This is a genomic window from Plantimonas leprariae, assembly GCF_008802405.1.
In the GTDB taxonomy this organism is placed as follows: Bacteria; Pseudomonadota; Alphaproteobacteria; order Rhizobiales; family Rhizobiaceae; genus Plantimonas; species Plantimonas leprariae.
Window position 1 is genome coordinate 15,269 of sequence record NZ_VZDO01000028.1, and the last position, 20,346, is coordinate 35,614.

The 20,346-nt window shown below is 64.3% G+C and carries 13 protein-coding genes; 10 read left to right on the forward strand and 3 right to left on the reverse strand.

Going from position 1 to position 20,346, the window contains the following annotated elements:
- Nucleotides 1-51 precede the first annotated feature (51 nt).
- Together F6X38_RS22555 and F6X38_RS22560 are read right to left on the reverse strand one after the other, a co-directional pair.
- On the reverse strand, nucleotides 52-1,470 hold the full coding sequence (locus tag F6X38_RS22555) for a class I SAM-dependent methyltransferase (RefSeq protein WP_161992888.1): 1,419 nt from the start codon (nucleotides 1,468-1,470) through the stop codon (nucleotides 52-54).
- 197 nt (nucleotides 1,471-1,667) lie between these two features.
- Nucleotides 1,668-2,711, reverse strand: a complete 1,044-nt coding sequence (locus F6X38_RS22560; RefSeq protein WP_150973876.1) for a transglutaminase-like domain-containing protein — start codon at nucleotides 2,709-2,711, stop codon at nucleotides 1,668-1,670.
- A 440-nt stretch (nucleotides 2,712-3,151) separates the two neighbouring features.
- Between F6X38_RS22560 and F6X38_RS22565 the strand changes: the two genes are divergently transcribed.
- From F6X38_RS22565 to asnB, 7 genes are all read left to right on the forward strand, one after another.
- Nucleotides 3,152-4,345 carry a glycosyltransferase gene (locus F6X38_RS22565; RefSeq protein ID WP_161992889.1) on the forward strand — a complete coding sequence of 398 codons (1,194 nt, stop codon included), beginning with the start codon at nucleotides 3,152-3,154 and terminating at the stop codon, nucleotides 4,343-4,345.
- A gap of 44 nt (nucleotides 4,346-4,389) precedes the next feature.
- Nucleotides 4,390-5,856, forward strand: a complete 1,467-nt coding sequence (locus F6X38_RS22570; protein WP_161992890.1) for a glycosyltransferase — start codon at nucleotides 4,390-4,392, stop codon at nucleotides 5,854-5,856.
- A 58-nt stretch (nucleotides 5,857-5,914) separates the two neighbouring features.
- Nucleotides 5,915-8,872 (forward strand): glycosyltransferase family 1 protein, encoded by a 2,958-nt coding sequence (locus F6X38_RS22575; RefSeq protein ID WP_150973882.1) that lies wholly within the window; start codon nucleotides 5,915-5,917, stop codon nucleotides 8,870-8,872.
- Between the two features lie 176 nt (nucleotides 8,873-9,048).
- On the forward strand, nucleotides 9,049-9,915 hold the full coding sequence (locus tag F6X38_RS22580) for an ABC transporter permease (protein WP_150973884.1): 867 nt from the start codon (nucleotides 9,049-9,051) through the stop codon (nucleotides 9,913-9,915).
- A gap of 2 nt (nucleotides 9,916-9,917) precedes the next feature.
- Complete coding sequence (locus tag F6X38_RS22585; protein WP_150973886.1) at nucleotides 9,918-11,486, forward strand: ABC transporter ATP-binding protein; 1,569 nt, start codon at nucleotides 9,918-9,920, stop codon at nucleotides 11,484-11,486.
- Nucleotides 11,487-11,648: 162 nt separating this feature from the next.
- Entirely contained in the window at nucleotides 11,649-12,857 is a 1,209-nt protein-coding gene (locus tag F6X38_RS22590; RefSeq protein WP_161992891.1) for a glycosyltransferase, read from the forward strand.
- Nucleotides 12,844-14,799, forward strand: coding sequence for an asparagine synthase (glutamine-hydrolyzing) (gene asnB / locus F6X38_RS22595; RefSeq protein ID WP_161992892.1), 1,956 nt, complete (start codon nucleotides 12,844-12,846; stop codon nucleotides 14,797-14,799). The genes F6X38_RS22590 and asnB overlap by 14 nt, the downstream gene beginning before the upstream one ends.
- Before the next feature lie 16 nt (nucleotides 14,800-14,815).
- Here asnB and F6X38_RS22600 read toward each other — a convergent pair whose 3' ends face one another.
- Nucleotides 14,816-15,901, reverse strand: coding sequence for an acyltransferase (locus tag F6X38_RS22600; RefSeq protein WP_150973892.1), 1,086 nt, complete (start codon nucleotides 15,899-15,901; stop codon nucleotides 14,816-14,818).
- Nucleotides 15,902-16,226: 325 nt separating this feature from the next.
- On the opposite strand from F6X38_RS22600, the gene wecB reads away from it, so the two are divergent.
- The 3 genes from wecB (at nucleotide 16,227) to F6X38_RS22615 (ending at nucleotide 20,103) form a co-directional block, all read left to right on the forward strand.
- The gene (gene wecB / locus F6X38_RS22605) at nucleotides 16,227-17,282 is read left to right on the forward strand and encodes a non-hydrolyzing UDP-N-acetylglucosamine 2-epimerase (RefSeq protein ID WP_202618065.1); all 1,056 of its coding nucleotides are present in this window, start codon (nucleotides 16,227-16,229) and stop codon (nucleotides 17,280-17,282) included.
- Nucleotides 17,283-17,398: 116 nt separating this feature from the next.
- A complete protein-coding gene (locus F6X38_RS22610) occupies nucleotides 17,399-19,021 on the forward strand; it encodes a matrixin family metalloprotease (RefSeq protein WP_150973894.1) in 1,623 nt (540 codons plus the stop codon).
- A 155-nt stretch (nucleotides 19,022-19,176) separates the two neighbouring features.
- Nucleotides 19,177-20,103, forward strand: coding sequence for a D-glucuronyl C5-epimerase family protein (locus F6X38_RS22615; RefSeq protein WP_150973896.1), 927 nt, complete (start codon nucleotides 19,177-19,179; stop codon nucleotides 20,101-20,103).
- Nucleotides 20,104-20,346 lie beyond the last annotated feature (243 nt).

Here is a 20,346-nt window from a genome sequence, read left to right on the forward strand (position 1 = left end):
CACGGACGCACGCCCGTCGCGGGCGGCGACCTGCTCCCTTTCTCGGTTCCGTTACTTCCCGAAGGGAGTTACGTTCTTCCTGGTGGCGCAGATGGCGAGGTGTGCCATGCCGTCGGTCGCGGCGAAATACTCGCTGGTGACGGGAACGGCGAGCGACAACGCGTTCAGGACGATGTTGAGAGGAAGAGGATATTCCTCCGTTCGCACCGTGCGGATTTCGGCGTGGTCGGCATCGGGAAGCAGACTGTCCCAGTACATCCAGTGTTCGGCATGATCGATCAGCGTGAAACTCGCGCCCCCGCCCTGCATGGTCTCGAACCCGCTGAAGAGTTCTGTGCGCCGGAGCAGGCGCTCCAGATTGTCCGCGCCGAAGAGCGAAAGGTGGAACGGCGGCACGACGTTCGAGTTCGAGGCCTTCGACACGTGTACGTTAAGCCGCGTGAAATGCGGAACGACCGTGATGAGAAGACCGCCCGGCTTCAGAAGGGCCGCATAGTCGCTGACGAATGCGACGGGGTCCACGACGTGCTCGAGAACGGCGATGGAAGAGACGACGTCGAATTCCCGGCCCTCGGCCCGTAGAACTGCAGAGTCTTCGGGTAGGACGTCGAGCTTCAGGAGATCGCGCGCGATCTCGATGGATTTGACGTTCATCTCGTTCAAGGAAACGTTCCAGCCGGGCGCGCGCCGCGACACCAAACTGGCGAAGGCGCCGAGGCCGCCTCCCACGTCCAGCCAGGCACCGGACTCGCGTCCACCGGTTCCCTTGGCGATCAGCGCATCGAGCAGTTCGACAGGGGCCGAATAGGCGGAACCTATGCCCTGGTCACGCAGGCGGGGAAGTTCGTAGAACTCCCGCATGCGCGTGTAGTAGTCGCCAGAATACAGGACTTCCATCACCTGCGGCGGCGGATAGGGATCGACGCAGACGTAATCGCATTCGGCGCAACGGCTATGGCGTATGCCGAGTTTCTTGAAGGCTTCCTGAAAGCGGCTCGCACCGCAACACGGGCATTCGGTGCGCTCGATCCAGCCGAGCGGATAAAGACCCTCGACATGGCATAGACGATGAATCTCCTGGAAAAGCGTCTTCGTAGACTCCTGTCCCAACGACCCATCGCGTTCGTTTCGCGTTTCCAATATGCTCGTTCCCCTACAATCTCTTGCCAGACGATCCAGCGTATTCTTCAGACGTGGTCCCTTCGATCGTGCTTGCGAGCGGAAGAACCCGAGCGTCGATCCGCTTCTTCGCTTGTTCCTTGAGACACGAAGGTTTCGTTTCCAAAAGTCGGCTGGAACCGCTTCGCCGGATGCACGCCAGCCACACCCGTGGTCGTCCGCAAGCAGCGGGAACGCCCCCGGCCTGTCAGCGCTCGAACGGACTTGGGTAAGCCTGCCCACATCCTGCCGGCCGCCGACATTGTCCGCCGCGTCGACCATGACCGAACGTCTCGTGATGATGTCAACCACGGGTCAGACGATGGACGGCTCTGGCTTCGCGTCTCTCCTTCTCACCCGCTACGGCGACATTCGCCATCGGGAACAGTCGCGGCGACACGGCCTATTCCCATGTCGGCCCCTTCCACACAAGCCTCCAGCGTTCGCCTGCCAAGCAAGCCCGAGCGAACCGACCCAGCGCAGGGAGGACGGTCTGCCGGCATGACGGCTCAGAACGACGCCACGTCCTTCTTCCATTCGTCGAACGCGGTGCGCGTGAAGTCGTACATCAATCCGGATGCCGCCACTAGAACCATGACCTGCCGGAAATCGGCGACGGCATCGCTGTAGACCTGCGAGCCTGCCTGCGTTCCCGCATGCGAGAAGCGGAACGCCTTGACCTGCGTGATGCCGTCGGTGACGACATCCCAAGGCGCATCGTAGGCGATCCCGATGTTCGCGTCCAAAGTCCACCAGCGACCGTCGAAATAGGCTTCGTTGAAGATGTGGGTTCCGGTCGCGATGACCCGCGACTCGATGCCGGCCGCTTCAAGCGCCGATCCGAGCACGATCGTGTAATCGGTGCAGCAGCCGATCGGAGAGTTCAGGTAGTCGTCGAAGTTCAGAGAAATCTGCGGCTTGGACTGGCGCTCGTTCAGCGCCGCGCAGCCCGCGGTTCGGATATTATCGTAGTTGCCGTAGTGCCAGAGGCCGGAGACGAACTGCAAGGCGTTCAGGGCGAAGATCCCTTCCTTCGACGTCGTCGCAACCGCGAGACGCGCATCGTCCGTCGGCAAGGCGCGCACGACGTCGGCAAACTTGCGCGGCGTGTCTATCCCGGTGCGCCATTGCGATTCGCTGGCCATCGAACTGACCTTGGAGTCGAGATCGAGCATCGTCAGCCGATCGAGCGGCCGGGACAGCGCATCCATTGCGGCTGTCGGATCGAGGATCTTGACTTGCCCCAGATATCGGTTGAGCTCGACCTCCGCCCCCCCGCTCTTCCGGGATTGGATGCCAAGGAACAGGAGGCCGGCTTGCTCCGGCCTCACTTCCAGCACGTGGCTCGACGACCATGTCGCATTCCAGTTCCAATCGCCGTTCGCCGACTTGCTGAGAACGCGATACTCATGGTCGTCTGCCGCGTTGCCCAGAACGATCCGCAAGGGTTTGCCGACATAACTCTGCCTCGGTAGCGCGGACGTGTTCAGGTCCGCCCCGGAGGCGGCTCCTGCCACGACGACGAGAAAGACCGCAAGAAGCGCGCGCAGCAAGGACCAAGCCTCCCAATTTCGCCCGGACGACGAAGATACTCGACGATCGATGACCGATGCGAAGCTCGGCGCCGGAGAAGACGGCCGTTGGCATCCTCGCGCGGCGAAAGAATGTTCGCGAGGATCCGGCGAGAAAGCCTCCGAGCTGCTTCGTTCAAACAGCATTCCGCGAATGCGTCAATCTACGCGGGCGCGCGTCCGAACGGCTGTGGTGAGCGGCTTCGGCAGGTTCGATTGATTTATTCGAAGGCCACTCCTATAGCACCGCCGAGCGAGCTGCATTGGCGGCATACCTGCGACAACACGATCTCTCGGCGGGAGTTTACCTCGCCAGCGCCACTGCAGTTGGGACCTGCGGAGGGCAGCGATCCCTATGGCGTCAGGAACTACATCCGGGAAAGGTGCTCATGAATGTCCTGATGCTCTCGCCGGACGCGCAGATGATCGACCGCCGCATCCTTCAGGAGGCGCGGACGCTTGCCGCAGCCGGTCATCGGATCGAACTTCTCAGCGGATTCGAGTGCCGGCAAGCGGACGCCTACGAGGATGGGCCGATACGCATCAAGCGCTATCGCTACGATTGGCAGGACCGCAGACGCGCGGTTCTCAACGATCGCGTCGGCAGGCAGGCCGCACGATACCTTTGGCCTCCCGTCCGCCTTCTGACACGCCTTTCGGACGGTCCGAACGCCTTCGAAGCCTTCGTTCTGGAGAAGGCGATGGAGCACGATTTCGACGTCGTGCACGTGCATGACTTCCCGATGCTTCGGTGCGGAGCGATGGCCGCCGCGCGTCGCGACGTGCCGCTCGTCTACGACTCGCATGAGTTCTATCCGATCCAGTCGCATTTCGCGCCGGAAGACCAGAAGCGCTATCTACGGCAGGAAAAGGCGCTCGTTCGCCGCTGCGCAAGTGTCATCACCGTCAATCCCTACATCGCCGGGATGATGGCGGACGCGCACGGAATCCAGCCGCCCGAAGTCATCTTGAATGCCTGCGAGCCGCCGGTCGCGACCGCGGCCGACCTCGACGCAGGGCAACGCCGAGACCGCCGGATAGCCAAGGCGCTACCTCCCGACGATTTCCTGTTTCTTTACCAAGGTTGGCTGTCGGCAGAGCGGAACCTCGAACCGATGATCGAGGCCACGGCACGTCAGCGCGACGGTGTTAAGCTCGTCGTGGTCGGCTACGGCGAATACGAGGCCTCCCTCCATCGCCTGGCGGCAGAAGTCGGCGCTGCGGATCGGGTGATCTTCCTTGGCAGGATCGAGAACGAGGTCCTGTCCGAAATCACCTCGCTGTGCGACGTCGGCATCGTGCCGTACCGCGCCGTCGACGAGATGCACCGCTACTGCAGTCCAAACAAGCTGTTCGAGTTCATCGCGGCGCAGATTCCCGTGGTTGCGAGCGACTTGCCCTACCTTCGCGACATCGTCGATGGATATTCGATCGGCTGGCTTGCGGATCTCGAAAAGGTCGATGCGTTCGCCTCGGCCCTGGCCGTCGCGGCGACGGACGCCGACGGCATGGCCGCCAGCCGGACGAACCTTGGAAGAGCATGGCAGGAGTTGAATTGGGTCGTAGAGGGCGAGAAGCTGATACGGATCTATGAAGGTCTCGATCGCGGTCGATGACGCCTTCTACGCCGCGAACACTCCGCACCGCTTCCCGGGAAGTCATGAAGATCCTCGTCGTATCAAACATGTACCCTTCGGCGCATCATCCGGTCGGGGGCATCTTCGTCCACGAGCAGGTGAAAGCCCTCCGGGCGGCGGGTGCGGACGTGCGCGTCGTGACCGGCCGCCCGCTCTGGCTGTCCGGGCGGCGCCCGCGTCATGCGTTCCGCCTCTTCCGCCATGAATTGGGCGAGCGCAGGCGGCGGCCGGAATGGACCTCGCACGACGGGGTTCCGCTCATCGAATTTCCGTACTTCGCCGGTGCCCTCGCGCGGCCCTGGATGTATTCATGGATCTACCGAAGCGGCTTGGCTGCACGGCTCGCTTGGATCGCCGCGGATTTCCCGTACGATCTGGTCCACTCGCATACGGCCTTCCTCGACGGCCGCGCCGCCGCCGCCGCTGCCGCCCATCGCTCGGCGCCGATGGTGCTGACCGAGCATACGGGGCCGTTCTCCATCGTGACGGACAAGCCGCTCTACCGCATGCACACGCTGGCCGGCATGAAGGCGGCGGATCGGATCGTCGCCGTCAGCGGAGCGCTCAAGAAGGAGATCGTGACGCGGCTGCCCGAGATCGTTCCGACCCGGATCGATGTCGTGCCGAATGGGGTCGACACGCGCTTCTTCGATCCCGATCGCGAAATGCCTGCCGCTGAGGAAGGCCTGTACGGCATGTCGTGGCCAGAACTGCTCGGAAGGGCTCGCCAAGAGTTGATCTTGTCGGACTTCATCGTCGGACTGCGCGAAGGGTTCCGGCGGGTCGGCGACAGAGCCGTCACGGGCGACGATCTGGCGCACATCGTCGAACTGGCGACGCTGAACGGAATCGGCGAAGGCCCACTTCGCGATACGCCGGCCGATGGAGCGCTGCCAAGACCGGAGGCCGCGGAGACCGCGGAGGCCCGAATCGACGTGCTCTGGGTGGGACACCTCGTGTCGGTCAAGCGCGTCGACCGGTTGCTCGAAGGCTTTGCCATCGCGCGGCGGCGGGCACCGCGACTGCGGCTGCGGATCCTGGGAGGCGGAGAACTGGAGCAGGCACTTCGCGCGCAGACCAAGGCGCTGGGCATCGAGGCATTCGTCGCCTTCCTGCCGAGCGCCGATCGCCAAGGCGTCCGGCGGGAAATGGAACGAGCCGACTTTCTCGTCATCTCGAGCGAAACCGAAACCTTCGGCGTGGTCGGAGTGGAGGCGATGGCGATGGGACTGCCGGTTCTGGCGACCGATTGCGGCGGTCCAGCCGAATACGTGACGAACGGGAGTTACGGCGAGCGCGTCGGCCTTTCGGCCGAAGACATCGCGATCGGCCTGCAGCGAATGGCCTCGCGGATCGACGGCTTCGACGGCGAGCGGATCCGCGCCCACGCCGTCGCGAACTTCGAATTCGCCCGGATTGCGGAGCGCCTGCTCGGTATCTATAGCGAGTTGCTGGCTACGCAAACCGCGCGGACTGCAAGACCGCATTGATCGTCGCCATTCGAACCCGCGAGCGCGACAGCGTTCCCCGAGCAATCTCGCCAGGCGCATGACCTCGAAGCCCGTTTTCGGATCGCGACCCTTCGGCAAGCGCGATGCGCGCCTGCTGATCGTAGCCTATTTCGATCCGAACGGCATCGAGACCATCCCTCAGAGCATCGAGGCGTGGCAGCGCCACAGCCGCCACGAGATTGTTCTCTTCAACCTTTGGCCGGGGCGCGCGGGCCAGGTACTTCTGCCCTCCACGCTGGCTTTGCGCGAGTTCGATGGAGTGATCGTCCATCCGACCGTCAGCTACCATCCATCGATCGTCGAGGGTCTGGACGCGCTTCTCCCTCGCGGCTTGGCCGAATTCGACGGCGTCAAGATCCTCATGAAGCAGGATGAACAGGTGCTGTCCGGGCGTCTGCCCGGCTTGGTACGTGCGAAGGGCTTCGATCTCGTCATGACCTGCGTGCCGCCGCGCGAGCAGGAGAAGATATATCCTCGCGCCCTGATCGGAGACGCGCGTCTGTTCCAGACGCTGACCGGCTATGTCGCGCCTGCCATGCGCCAGGGTTTCCGCCGGCAGGACAAGCGGTTCGCCCTGACCTATCGCGGCTCCCTTCAGCCGCTCGCATTCGGGCGGCTGGGATACGAGAAACGTGGGATCGGCTACCAGATGTCCGCCTTGCTGGCCAAGCATGCGGACATCCGGTGCGACATTTCCAGCCGGTGGGAGGACCGCATTTCCGGGAAGGCCTGGAGCGAATTCCTCGCCGCGTCGAACGTCGTGCTCGGCGTCGAGTCGGGTTCGAACATCTTCGATTTCGACGGCGAAGTCGGGATCCGGTGCTCGGCCTACGAGGCACGGCATGGAAACGAGGACCCCTGGTCGCAACGCTACTACGACCGAGCGCACGAGGAATTCCTCCACTCCTTCGAAGGCAACGTCGACTATGCGCAGATTTCGCCGCGCCACTTCGAGGCGGCGGCGATGGGCGCGGCGCAACTCCTGTACGAGGGGCGTTACTCCGGCATCTTCCGGCCTGGCGAGCACTACTTTCCGCTGGCTCGCGATCTCGTCGATCCCAGTGCCATCATCGACTTTCTGAGGGACGAAGCGGCGCAAGGGCGAATGGCGGACCGGGCGTTCGAGGAGATCGTTCTTGCCCCCCGCTATTGGTACGAGACATTCGTCTCGCAAGCGGACGATGCGATCGATGAGTGTCTGGCCACGAAGGGCCGCCGCGCAAGGCCGCCCGGTCCGGCGCCCAAGCCTGTCGCCCACCTGCTTTCGGCGAAGGATCCGATCGGCGATCCCGAGATCGAACGCTTCGTTTCTTCTTTGTCGGCGACGCACGATGTCGTCGTGATCGGCATCCGCGAGTCCGACGACGCGACCACGGCACCGGTTCTCCAGCGGCGGCGGGACGGCACGAACGTCCTGCGCCTGGGCCGTACCGACCATCGTGCCGACTGGATCCCCAGTGCGGCACAGCTTGCACAGAAGCCATCCGAAGCGCGCAGCCTTCTCGCCGTTCTCGTCGGCTGTCTCGGAGCGCCGGCCGACGTTCTAGCTGCGCGGCTCGGAGCGGACATCGCCGTCGAGAGCGAATTGGAGGCGTTCCGCGATCGGTGCCGGCATCTGATCGACGTCAATTCGACCTTTATCGCTGCGATCGGCAACCTCGGCGCCCCCGACGTCACCGTCGCATTCGGTCTCGAAGCCCTCTTCGCCGCGATTGCATGTGCCGACGATTTCGGCTGCGAGGCCGCTTATGATGTCAGCGAGTTCCGACGATTCACGCACGGCGACTTCCAGCACTGGGAAATCGAGTTCTGGCAGACGATCGAGAAGCGTCTTGCAGCGCGCTGCGCGCGGCGCTTCGCGGACACGCCCCTGTTGGCCGACCTCATGACGAAGGATCAGGGCCACTCGTTCCTCGCATCATCGCACACGACGGACATCGGAACCAGACGCGTGCGCGGCACCTGCGAACCGGATTTGCGCTGGATCGACCGTCCTCCGCCGGAACGGATTTTCCCGTGCTCGGCACCGGCGGTTGCGTCATCGGTTTTCGGAAACCCGCCGGGCAGACGCCTCGTGGATATCGCCTTGGCCTCGCGTGGAGCGTCGATCGTCGGTTCGTCGCCGTTCCACGAGCGGCCAAACGATGCCGACGCGGTGCTGCGAGCCGAACCCGGCGGATATGCCGCAGCCTTGGCGGATGGCGCTCCGCCATGCTGGGTGGAGATCGATCTCGGCCGCGTCGAAGCGATCGAGGCGGTGGAGATCGGCTTTCTTGCCGCCAGCGTTCCGGAGGAATTCTCCGTGCTTTGCCGCGACGGGGTAAACCGGCCATGGCGAATTCTCGTCGAACGCTCGCACAATTCCGCGCAACGCGTTCGAGAGCGGTTCCCCGCCGGGGCGGCGCGATTCCTGCGCTTGATCGCCTTCTCCTTCGCCGGCGTCCAAAATCGCCTGCTCCTCTCATCGTTTCGCGTCTTCGCGTCCGCAACGGCCGCAACGGCCGCAACAGGGGATCGAGCCGGCCAGCCAACGTCGGCGGAGCAGCGGCAAAGACTCGGCGTCCATCTCATGCACGACGTCTCGACAGGCGGATCCGGCTCCCGGGTCGTCGCGTCGTCGCCGTTTAATCCGGACCCTAACGGCGCAGCGGCCGCCCTGCGGCGGGACGCTGACGGATATGCCGCGGCGCTGAACGAGAGCCCATTCCCGCACTGGCTGGAGATCGATCTCGGTCGTGAGCGGACGATCGGCGCGATCGGACTGCGGTTCCTGAATGCGGCGAATTTCGCCAGCGGATTCCGGGTTTCGGGCCGCAGGGAGCCAAGCGAGCCGTGGCATGTCCTGATCGAACGCCGCGACCATTCCGGCGCGGACGTGCTGGAACGGATCGACCCCGTCGCTGTGCGGTTTCTCCAACTCGAGGCCTTCGCCTTCGCAGGACAGCAGCGCCTGCTGCTCGCGGCGCTCCATGCCTACGAAATGCCGCAGGATTAGCGGCTGGGACGGAAGCCTGGGCGGATTTCCGACGACCGGCGGGAATGGCGCGGTTTCGACGGCGCGCGCTTGCGTCTTCCGAAGCTTCGTTGCTATAGCGCCCGCGCGGCGCGAGGCGGTCCGTGGAACGGCGTTGAAGGTTCCAGAGCTGCGGGCAGAGGGTGGCATCGTCCGTCTTGACCACCGGAACCTGCCGCGTCACGGCAGGCCTGAAATACAGCTGCGCGCGGCGTCGGCGGGCCGCCGAGCGAAAGGAAACTTCAATGGAGTGGATGCGTCTATATGGACCGCGGCTCTGGAACGCGGTCAAGCACGACGTGCATCAGCGCTATGCGGGCTCGAAGTTCGGCTCACTGTGGGCCATCCTTTACCCGATGGCGATGCTGGCTTTCTACGCCACGATATACGTCGTCGTGTTTCGCGTCCGCGTCCCCAATCTGACGCCGGCGACCTACACGGTTCTGGTGATGAGTGGCCTGTCGGCAATCATCATGTTTTCCGAAAGCATTTCCAACGGCCTCAGCGTCATCTCCGGCCAGCGCGCCCTGCTGATGAACACGGTGTTTCCCGCCGAGTTGCTGCCGCCGCGATCGGTTCTCGCAAGTCAGGTTCCCTCGCTGGCCGCGCTCTGCATCACGAGCGTCGGCGCGATCGTCCTGCGGTCCGCATCGCCGATCGCGCTTCTCGTCGTGCCGCTCACCTGGATCCTGCTGATTATGTTCATGATCGGGCTCGTCTGGATATTCTCGCTGCTGGCCCTTGCCTTGCGCGACATCCAGCAGGCCGTCGGCATCGTCAACATGGCGATGATGGTGCTGAGCCCGATGGCCTACACGCCCGACATGGTGCCCGACGCGCTGAAGTTCATCATCTGGTTCAACCCGATGAGCTATTTCGTGCTTTGCCTGCAGGCGCCGCTCGCGCTCGGAACCTGGCCATCGGCCTTCGCGATGACGGGCGCTTGCGCGCTTGGGCTAGGGACCTTCCTTGTCGGCTTGTCCTTCTTCCGTCGTGCTCGCTACGCATTCGTGGATTACGCCTGACAATGACGACCGCTGCGGCCCACGCGATCAGCTTCCAGAACGTCACCAAGCGCTACCGGCTCGGCGGCGGATCGAAGGAACAGCTCGCCGATGTGCTTGGACTTTCGCGGTTTTTTGGCCGGCGCCAGAAGAAGCAGGAATTTCTTGCTCTCGACGATGTCTCGTTCCAGTTGGAGCGCGGGCGCCGCATGGGCCTCATCGGCCGCAACGGCGCCGGCAAGACTACCTTGCTGAAGCTGATTTCCGGCAACTACCGGCCGACCTCCGGATCGATCGACGTGAACGGCTCGATCCAGGCCCTGATGACGATGGGACAAGGCTTTCATCCGGATTACACCGGAAGGGAGAACATCGACGCTTCGCTGCACTACAACGGCTTGTCCCGGCGCCAGGCGGCCGATGCATTCGAGGACGTCGTCGAGTTCTGCGAACTCGGTCCCTTCCTCGATCAACCGTTCCGCACCTATTCGAGCGGCATGCAGTCCCGGCTAATGTTCGCCACGGCGACGGCGATCAGGCCGGATATCCTCATCATCGACGAAGTGATGGGCGCAGGCGACGCCTATTTCCTGGCGAAATCGAAGCAGCGCGTCGACCGCATCATCTCCGACGGCTGCACGCTCCTCTTGGTCTCGCACGCCATGCAGCAGGTTCTCGAGCTCTGTGACGAGGTCATCTGGCTCGAGGGCGGCCGCGTGAATATGATCGACGAAGCGTTCCGCGTGGTGAAGGCCTACGAGGAAGCACTCTACGGCGCCCTGCCGGGGAGCGGCGATCCATCCTCGACGCGCCGGCGCCTCGACCGCAAGGGCCGGCTCGTCGCTTCGGAAAAGGCGCTGACGGTGGATGCCGCCCATGCCGTCGCCGCGGCGGCGGACGGAGCCGGCTCGCAGCATTCCGCGGACGACGGCGAGACGGTGGCTTGGCCCGGCATCGGCCGTCCGGTGGATGCCTCCGCCATGCGGATGCAGATTCCCCGGTTCGTGCCGCATGCCGAGGCCGCCTCGATGCTGCCGCCCGTGCCGAACGGCGACGGTCGCACGTTCCGCAACCTCGCGCGCGACGGAATCTCCCGCTGGGGGGAAAGTGGCGACCTGCAAATCGTCGGGTTTGCCGTCAGCAACGCGAACGGTCTCGTGGACAGGCTCGTCTCGCTGCAGCCGGCCAAGCTGACGATCTTTCTCGAAGCGCATGTCGCCCGCCGTTTCGATTGCACCTACGGCGTCGCCATTCACGACCTGCAGGGCCGTCCGATGGCTCGCTTCTTCAGCGAGCCCGATCACTTCGACGCGGTTGAAGGCACCGGTCGTCGCATCGATCTCATCCTGAACCCCAACCAGCTCGGCCCCGGCGTCTATTCGATCGGCATATCGATTCACGAGGAGACCAGCATCGAGGATGCGAGCTCCGCGATCCGATACGACCTCCTCAGCCGGAGCTTCGAAGTGACCGTCGAACTGCCCGACAGTCTTTCCAGCGCCAGCGCACAGTTCTTCCACTCCGCCGAATGGGACTTCCACTCCGCCGACCTGCCGGAGGCGGTAGCGGAAGACGTTCGTATCGCGGTCTGATCGCCCGTGCCTCCGGCACTCCCCGCCCCACCCGCCATAAGCTACCGCAGGCCGCTCTGGCGGCGCTTGGCGCGAAGCCTCCTCGACGCTGTACGTCCTCCTTCGGTTCACTCTTCGTTCGGGGACGCCGCACGCGAGAAGCCGCGGTCGCTTGCGGTGACGATGCTGGTGGCCGACGATCGCATCGACCGTCGCGTCCTGCTCGAAGCCGACAGCCTTGCCAAGGCGGGCGCGGCCGTGCGGGTGATCGCGTTGCCTTATCCAGGTCTCGATGACCGAGACGCGGAAGCGTTTCCACACGTGGATATCCAGCGTATCGCCCTTTCCGACCGGCGAGCGAGCCGGGTCCGGCCGGGACGAGCAGGCGGATTGTCCGTCTTCGCGCCGTTGCTCTTCCTCCATCACGACGGGTTCTACCGTTCCGCCATCGCGAAGGCAGCCGACGTCGTCGTCGCCCATGATCTCCCGGTTCTCCTGACTGCGGCCCTCGCAGCGGATGAGCTCGGGGCCCGTCTCTTCTTCGATGCCCACGAACTCTATCCGGAGCAGCGGCAACTGCCCGCTTGGCGTCGAAGCGCTTACCGCCGCCTGGAAAGACGCCTGCTTCCCAAGGTCGATGGCGTGATCACGGTCAACGCCTCCATCGCCGCCGAGCTGAAACGTCGGGGTTCGCGCTCGCTGCCCGCGGTGATCCTGAACCTCCCGCTCGCGGCGCGGACCGACCGACCGGTGTCTGACGACGCGGTCTCATTGCGACTCGCGTTCGGCATCCCCCCTGACACGCACCTCCTCCTCATGCATGGCTCGCTGTCGGCGGGACGGAACCTTGAGGCGCTGGTGGACGCCATGGCGCTCGTCGAGGGGCATCGGGCGGCCCTTGTCCTCCTGGGACCGGACGGCGGCATCGAACAAGCATTGCGTAACAAGGCGGAAAGTCTCGGACTCCTCTGGAAGGGCGTGTTCTTCCATCCGCCTGTCCCGCAGAATGCCCTTCTCGCGACGGTCGCGACTGCGGACATAGGGATCGTTCCCTATCGGGAGGTCGATCTGAACACCCGTCTCTGCACGCCGAACAAGCTCTTCGACTTCATCGCCGCGGGACTGCCGGTTCTGGCGAACAATCTTCCGGAGTTGCGTCGCTTCGTCGTCGAGCGAGGTTTCGGGCTAAACCTCCCGATGCATGATGCGCGCGCCATGTCGGATGCTATCGTCACCATGCTGGCGGCCGATCTGCCGGCCATATCGGGAAGGGTCGCAGCTGCGGCCCCGGATTTCTCCTGGGAGGCGCAGGAGGAAGAATTCCTGCGCCTGTTCGACATCGGCGCAGCTACCGCAGGTGATCCGTCGGAAGGACGCGATGTGCGGCATTAGCGGGATCGCATGGCTCGACGCGAGCCGGCCGGCCGGCATCGAGGAGGTTCGCCGGATGAACGCCGCCATCCGGCATCGAGGTCCCGACGGCGGCGGCATCTTCAGTTGCGGCCCCGTAGTGCTCGGCCACCGAAGGCTGTCGATCCTCGATCTGTCCGACGAAGGCCAGCAACCGATGGTCTTCGAAGAGGACGGGTTGGCGCTGACGTTCAACGGCGAGATCTACAACTACATCGAGTTGCGGGAGGAACTGCGCGGCAGAGGCGTACGATTCCGGTCGCAAAGCGACACGGAGGTGCTGCTCGCCGCCTACCGCCATTGGGGCGCCGATTGCGTGCAGCGCTTCAACGGCATGTGGGCCTTTGCGATACACGACCGGCGGCGGAACGTTCTGTTCGCCTCGCGCGACCGCTTCGGCATCAAGCCCTTCTACTTCACTGTCGACGCCGGGCGTTTCGCCTTCGCTTCCGAGATCAAGGCGCTTCTTGCAGCCTTCCCGGAACTGCGCCGACCCGATCACGGACGGCTGCGCCATTTCCTGCCGACCGGCCTGCTCGACGACGACGCCGGGACCGTGTTCGCCGACGTCCGCCAGCTCGAACCGGCACAGAACCTTCGCCTTGACCTTGCAACGGGAAGCCTCACGACCGAGCGTTACTGGGACGTGCAGCCCGAAGCCTTCCGCGATCGCTGGGCCGGCACGGATCCGGTGGAGGTCCTGCGGGAATTGCTCGGACAAAGCGTCGACCTCCACATGCGCTCCGACGTTCCGGTCGGCATCTGCCTGTCCGGCGGTGTCGACTCCAGCGCCCTTCTTTCGCTGATGGCAGCGCGCAGTCCGACGGCGGTACACGCCTATTCCGGACTTTATGAAGGGAAGGACTACGATGAATCGTCTTATGCCCGCGCCGCCCGCGCACGGGCGGGCGCGACCGGCGCCGAGATAACGCAGGAGCCGAGCGGCGATCTTCTGGATACGCTCGCCCGCATAACCTGGCATCAGGACATGCCGAGCGCGGGTCCCGGCCTCTACACGCAGTTCAACGTCATGCGCCGGGCCTCGACCGACGTGAAGGTCGTGCTCGACGGTCAAGGCGCGGACGAGCTGTTCGCGGGCTATCTTTATTACTACGGCCTGCGCGTGGACGATCTGGCGGGCGACGGATCGATCCGGCAGTCGCTGGCCGCCCACCGCCTCGCCGCGTCCGTGGTCCGCCATTTCGGACCGCGCGGCCTCGGGACAACCGAAGGCCCCGCGGCGTTGCGGGCGGCGAAGGCGTTGCGAACCGCCGCGCTTGGTCTCGAGGCACGGTTCCGACCGCATGCCGCTGGCGCGGCCGCGCCTCCGTTCTTTGCCGACATGCCGGCAGGCGACGCGACATGCGGCCTCGACTCGCCTTACCTGGACAGGCTTTCCCGACGACTGCACGAGGACCTGGCCAGCCGATCGATTCCGGCACTGCTCCACTACGAGGATCGCAACTCGATGGCCTTCTCGATCGAGGCACGGGTGCCGTTCCTCGATGTGCGGCTCGTGGAATTCGCCCTTGGTTTGGATCCGGCGTTCAAGATCCGAGACTCCTGGACGAAATGGGTGCTCCGCCGGGCTGCCGAGCCGCTGCTCCCGCCCCAGATAGCGTGGCGTCGCAGCAAGTTCGGCTATCCGACACCCGCCGCGCGATGGATGCGACGGGGAGCCGATCGCGACAGGCTGGCGGATCTCCTGTTCTCGCAGTGCTTCCGGGAGCGTGGCCTTGCGACGCCGGCGAGCCTCGATTTCTACTGGCGGCAGCACCAGGCGGGCACCGTGGACCGCAGCTGGCTGCTTTGGCGGTACGCAACCGTGGAACTCTGGTTCCGGCACTTCATCGATGCGTTCGAGCCGATGCCGGCGAACGCCGCACGAGGACCGGACGATCTCGTGACGACCTTCGTCGGCTGAATCGATCGTCGATCGATCAGACGGAGTACCGCAGAAGGGGAATGTGTCGGATGACCGTCACGCAGGCGGTGGCGAGGAGGAGGGTCAGCACGAAGGTGACCGGCAAGTCGAGGACGGGCCACAGGAGCGGAGGCGCAAAGCGAGCGTAAAGCGCACGCAGCGTTTCCAGCACGAGCGGGTGTATCAGGAATACTCCCAAAGTCAGCGGTGCGAGTCGTTCCGCTGCGGCCATAAGCGTACGTGGCAGCCGCAGGGCGGTCACGCAGCAGAACAGCGCCGGAGCCATGATGAGGACGGTCGGGTTGAAGTAGCTGTAGAAATACATTCCCCATGGGCCGTTGATCCCGGCGAGCGAGGCGGTCCAGTGGGTGAGCCCGGCGGTGACGAGAATGCCGGCGACGAAGAGGCTGCCTGATATGGACGGCGGAACGCGAGACTCCAACAGCAACGCGCCGAGCGCGAAGTAGCCGAGATATGGAACGAACTGCGTCAGCGCATTGCCGTTCAAGCCTTGCACGGTCATGGTGATGCCGGCGGTTGCCAGTGCCAACCAGGCGAACGCCAATGCTTGGCGACGCGGGAGGCTCCGCACGACCGCCGCCACCGTCGGCGTGAAGACGTAGAGGCCTGCGATCATGAAGAGGAAGTACAGATGATAGTAGGGAAAGCCTAGGAAGAGTTCGAGCGCCACCGCCGAGGCACCAAACGACTCGCCGTACCAGTAGGTCCGCCACCAGAGATAAACGGCGCTCCAGACGATGATCGGCACGGCGATCCGGCCGAACCGACGCCGCACGAAACTGATCGGATCCGGGATAGGCCGCGTCAGCAGCAGCGCGCCACTGATCATCACGAACTCGGGCACGCACCAACGCGTCGAAGAACTGATGAAGTTCGCCGCGTTCCAGGATAGGTAACTGATCTCGCCATAGAGGTAGATCGTCCGCCCGCTGACGTGCAGCAGCACGACGGCGAGACACGCGAGGACGCGCAGCACGTCGAGGTTCGCGTTGCGCGCTCCGGCGCTCGGCGTACGCATCGGCGGCTGCACGGTGAAACCAGCCTCGGTGGTCGTCGTGGATGGTAGGTTCGCGCTCGACATGACGCTTGGGGGTTACGGCATCGCGGAAAGCTTGTCCGACGGAAGATCGACCGTCCGGGCGTTTCGGGAACCGTGTCGCCCGAAGGACACAGGCACCGGCGCAGGGATGAAGCCGGCGACGATTGTCGCCGGGTGACCGGATGTTTAAAAGCGCCTTACCGAATTCGCGAAAGCCGCGACACGGCAGGCAAACCTCTCACCGGAAGACGGCGACGCTGGAAGGGTACGGCGCAGCCTCAGTCCGGCGACGGAGCGAGACCGCTGGTTCGTTCCCGAAGCTGACGCAGACCGGCGAAGACCGCCGACGACGAGAAGGAGCAGATTCTTGGCCCAAATCCTGACGATCGTCGGAGCCAGGCCGCAGTTCGTGAAGGCGGCGGCCGTCAGCCGGGCGCTCCTCGAGAAAGGCTTGAAGGAAACCATCATCCACACCGGTCAGCATTTCGATGCCGGCATGTCGGATATCTTCTTCGACGAGCTCGGCATTCCGGCCCCGGCCCATAACCTCGCCGTCCATTCCCTTGGACACGGAGCGATGACGGGCCGGATGCTGGAAGGCATCGAAGAGATCCTTCGTGCCAACGCCCCCGATCTCGTCCTCGTCTACGGCGACACCAACTCGACCCTGGCGGGCGCTCTCGCGGCTTCCAAGCTGCACTGCCCGGTCGCTCACGTCGAAGCGGGCCTGCGATCCTTCAACCGACGCATGCCCGAGGAGATCAACCGGGTGATGACCGACCATCTCAGCGATATCCTGTTCTGTCCCACTCGCGCGGCCGTCGACAACCTGAAGCGCGAAGGCCTCGAACGCGAGACGCATCTCGTCGGCGACGTCATGTATGATGCGACGCTGGATGCGGTGCGCCGCTCGGCAACGCGCGAGAACGTCGCGGTTCGGCTCGGCCTCGCGCCAAGAGGTTATGCCGTCGCCACCATCCATCGCGCCGAGAACACCGACGATCCGGTACGCTTCGCCCGCATCGCCGACTGGCTCGCCGCCGCCGCCGAGAAGCAGCCGATCGTCCTGCCGGTGCATCCGCGAACGCGTGCGCTTTTGAACGAGCGGCGGCCGGGCGGCAAGCGGGTTCATCTCATCGATCCTCTCGGCTATCTCGACATGGCACGTCTTTTGTCGCAGGCGGCCGGTGTCTTCACCGACTCCGGCGGTCTCCAGAAGGAGGCCTACTTCCATCGCGTGCCCTGCGTGACGCTGCGCGACGAGACCGAATGGATCGAGACCATCGACGCCGGCTGGAACCGCCTGTGGACGGTCGAGACCTATCGCGAGCGCTCGGAGATCGCCGACTACGGCGAAGGCCAGGCAAGCCTCGCGATCGCCGGTATCCTCGAGACTTTCCTCGGAGCCGATCGAGCCGCCTGATGCAGCGCCGCATCACCTTCGCCGTCATTCTCGTTCGGGATGATCGCTCAAGTTGCGGGCAAGGACGAAGCTGATATCGGTCGGCACGGCGTATGCCGCAGTGAAGTGAGGCTCGCGTGACCGTTCCTTTCACAGGTCCCAAATGGGGTGACGGCGGCGTCGGCATCGCCGCCGGCGTGGTGACATGGAGCTTCGCGACGTCGGCGGCGCGGCTCTTCGGATTCGACGGGGCGATCGACGAGACCGCTTTCCAGGACGTGGTGAAGACCGCCTTCGATACCTGGGAGAAGGTCGCGAACATCGATTTCAAGCAGACTTCGGACGACGCGTCGTCGGATATCAGGCTGGGGTGGGACAGCTTCGACGGTATCGGCGGCACTCTCGGTTACACCACCTGGGAGATGTCCGGCTCGCACCTCACTTATGCCGAGGTTGCATTCGATGGCAGCGACAGCTGGGACGTCGACGGCGATGCATGGGGCTACAACTTCTACGCCGTCGCCGTGCACGAGATCGGGCACGCGATCGGTCTCGGTCATTCCGACCAACCAACCTCCATCATGTATCCTTATCTGGATAGCCAAACCGGGCTGACCGCCGAGGATATCGCGGCGATCCAGACGCTCTACGGCACGAGCAGCAGCGCACAGTCACCGACGGCGCTGGTTTTCGACGGCACGGCATACGCCGACACGCGGCAGGGGACCGAAGGCAACGACATCATGCACGGCTTCGGCGGTGACGACGTGCTTCGCGGTAACGGCGGAGACGACGAGCTGCATGGGGGTGTTGGCAACGATCTGCTTTACGGCGGCGCGGGCTCGGACTGGCTCTACGGCGAGGAGGGCAACGACGTTCTTTATGGTGGCACGGGCAGCAACCATCTGAACGGCGGGACGGGCATCGACACGGCGTCCTATGCCGATCTCGACGGGCTGGTGGTGGCGAACCTTGCCGATGCCGGGCTGAACGCCGGTCTGGCTGCGGGCGACGAGTACATCTCGATCGAGAACCTCATCGGCAATCGCTTCAACGACACGCTGACCGGCGACGGTTTCGCCAACATTCTCGACGGCGGGCGCGGCGTCGACCGCCTCGTCGGCGGGCCCGGCAACGACATTTATCTCGTCGACAATTTGCGTGATGTGGTTGTCGAAGCGGCGGGCGGGGGCGGCGACACGGTGATCGCCAGCGTCAGCTACGGGCTTGGTTCGGGCCAGGAGATCGAGGCGTTGCAGGCGGCGGCCGGCACGGCGGCGATCAAGCTGAACGGCAACGAAGGGCGCAACTGGCTCTACGGCAATGCCGGCGACAACTTCCTGGTCGGGCGCGACGGCAACGACACCCTTCTCGGCTATGCCGGCAACGACCGCCTGTTCGGCGGCAAGGGCGTCGACCTTCTCGACGGCGGGGCGGGCAAAGACATCTACGTCTTCGCCGAGGCGCCGGGCCAGGCGGATGCCGACACGATCAAGGGGTTCGTCGCGGCCGACGACACGATCTGGCTGTCGAAGGCGGTGTTCGCGGCGGCCGGGCCGCTCGGAGCGCTGGCGGTAGATGCGTTCTATGCCAGCCTGTCGGGCACCGCACACGACGCCAGCGACCACATCCTCTACTCCAGCCGCACCGGCGGCCTCCTCTACGACGCCGACGGCAACGGTGCCGCCGCCGCCACCGTCTTCGCCCACCTCGACCCGGGTTTGCGTCTGACGAGCAACGACTTCAACGTCATCGCCTGAAGTTCGCAAGATTCGCGCTTCGGCAGGGCTTCGTTGCGGATGCGCCGAACCCCAAGGTGGTTCATTCTATGGATCGGCAGCGGCTCGTCCCCGCTGCCGATCCATTCGTCCGCATGAAACTTGACCTCTGACGCAGTATCGCTCAACGAGTAGCGATGCTGCGACCGCCTCTATGGATTCTTCTGCTAACTTTACCCGTCGCGATTGCTTCCGCCGAAGAACCATTTCGGGTCGAGATCGCCCAAGGGACGACCGAAGCGTGCTTGGTCGCTCGCGGCCTTTCTTCAAACAGCGAATTATCGACGATCGGGCTTCAAGAGCGAACGAACAGTTCCTGGCCCGCCAGAAACTTCGCCGGAATGCCGGTCGTCTACGAAGGCAAATGGTCCCCTTACGTCTGGGCTCTCGACGCGACCGTTCTCGCGGGCACGTCCGATGCTCCCCTCCAACGGAGAAAAGAACTCGCCGGCGAACTGCTGTCCTCCCTTAGAGAACATACGCAGAAGATCGGTCTTGAGCGTTTCGTCTTCTACGACTTTAACTACAACTACGTCGGACACGATTTGAAAGCCCCTTGGTACTCGGCGCTCGCCAACGGCTTCGCCGCCATCGGACTCATGCACATCTCGAAAGTGCTCGCCGATCCGTCGCTGCTGGACATCGCGCGGTCGTATCTGCTGCCGCTTCCGACCGCGCTTTCCTATCGAGCCGCGGACGGGACGGACTGGTTCCTGGAATACGTCTCGGACGATCTTCCGAACGGCGGAAGCGCGGTGGTGAACGGACATTACGGCGCGTTGATCGCGCTTCACGAGTGGTCGCGCAGGACGAACGATTGCCGATTCGCCGAAGCGGTCATCGGCGGCCTGCATACGCTACGCGCCTGGTATCCGCGGATCGTTCGCGATCAGTTCTTCGCCTACGCCATGGACCATCTCGACATCAAGGACTACGGACAGGAACGAGCGGTGCGCCAGGCGGAGGGGGCGTGTCGACTATGGCCGGACGCCTCGCTTTGCGCGACGGCGGTGCATATGCGTGAACTCGACGGCAGCTGGAAAGCGGCTGGCATCGTCAAATAGGCGGCTGCGATACGATGGCTCGCTCGTGAGAGCCGCAAGCCGCGGCGTTTTGGCGGGGCTACGTGTTTCGCTTCGATCTCGATCGCAGCGCTCTCTCAGCAAACCTTCGTTTCGTTGGATGTGCCGGCCGTCCAGCGCGTACCTGTCTCGGCACGCGAGTTCGCTGTCTGCTTTCGGGAACGTCGAAACGGCCGGCGGTCGTTATTCCGTCGATCCTATTCCGTCGGCGGTCGTTACGCCTCA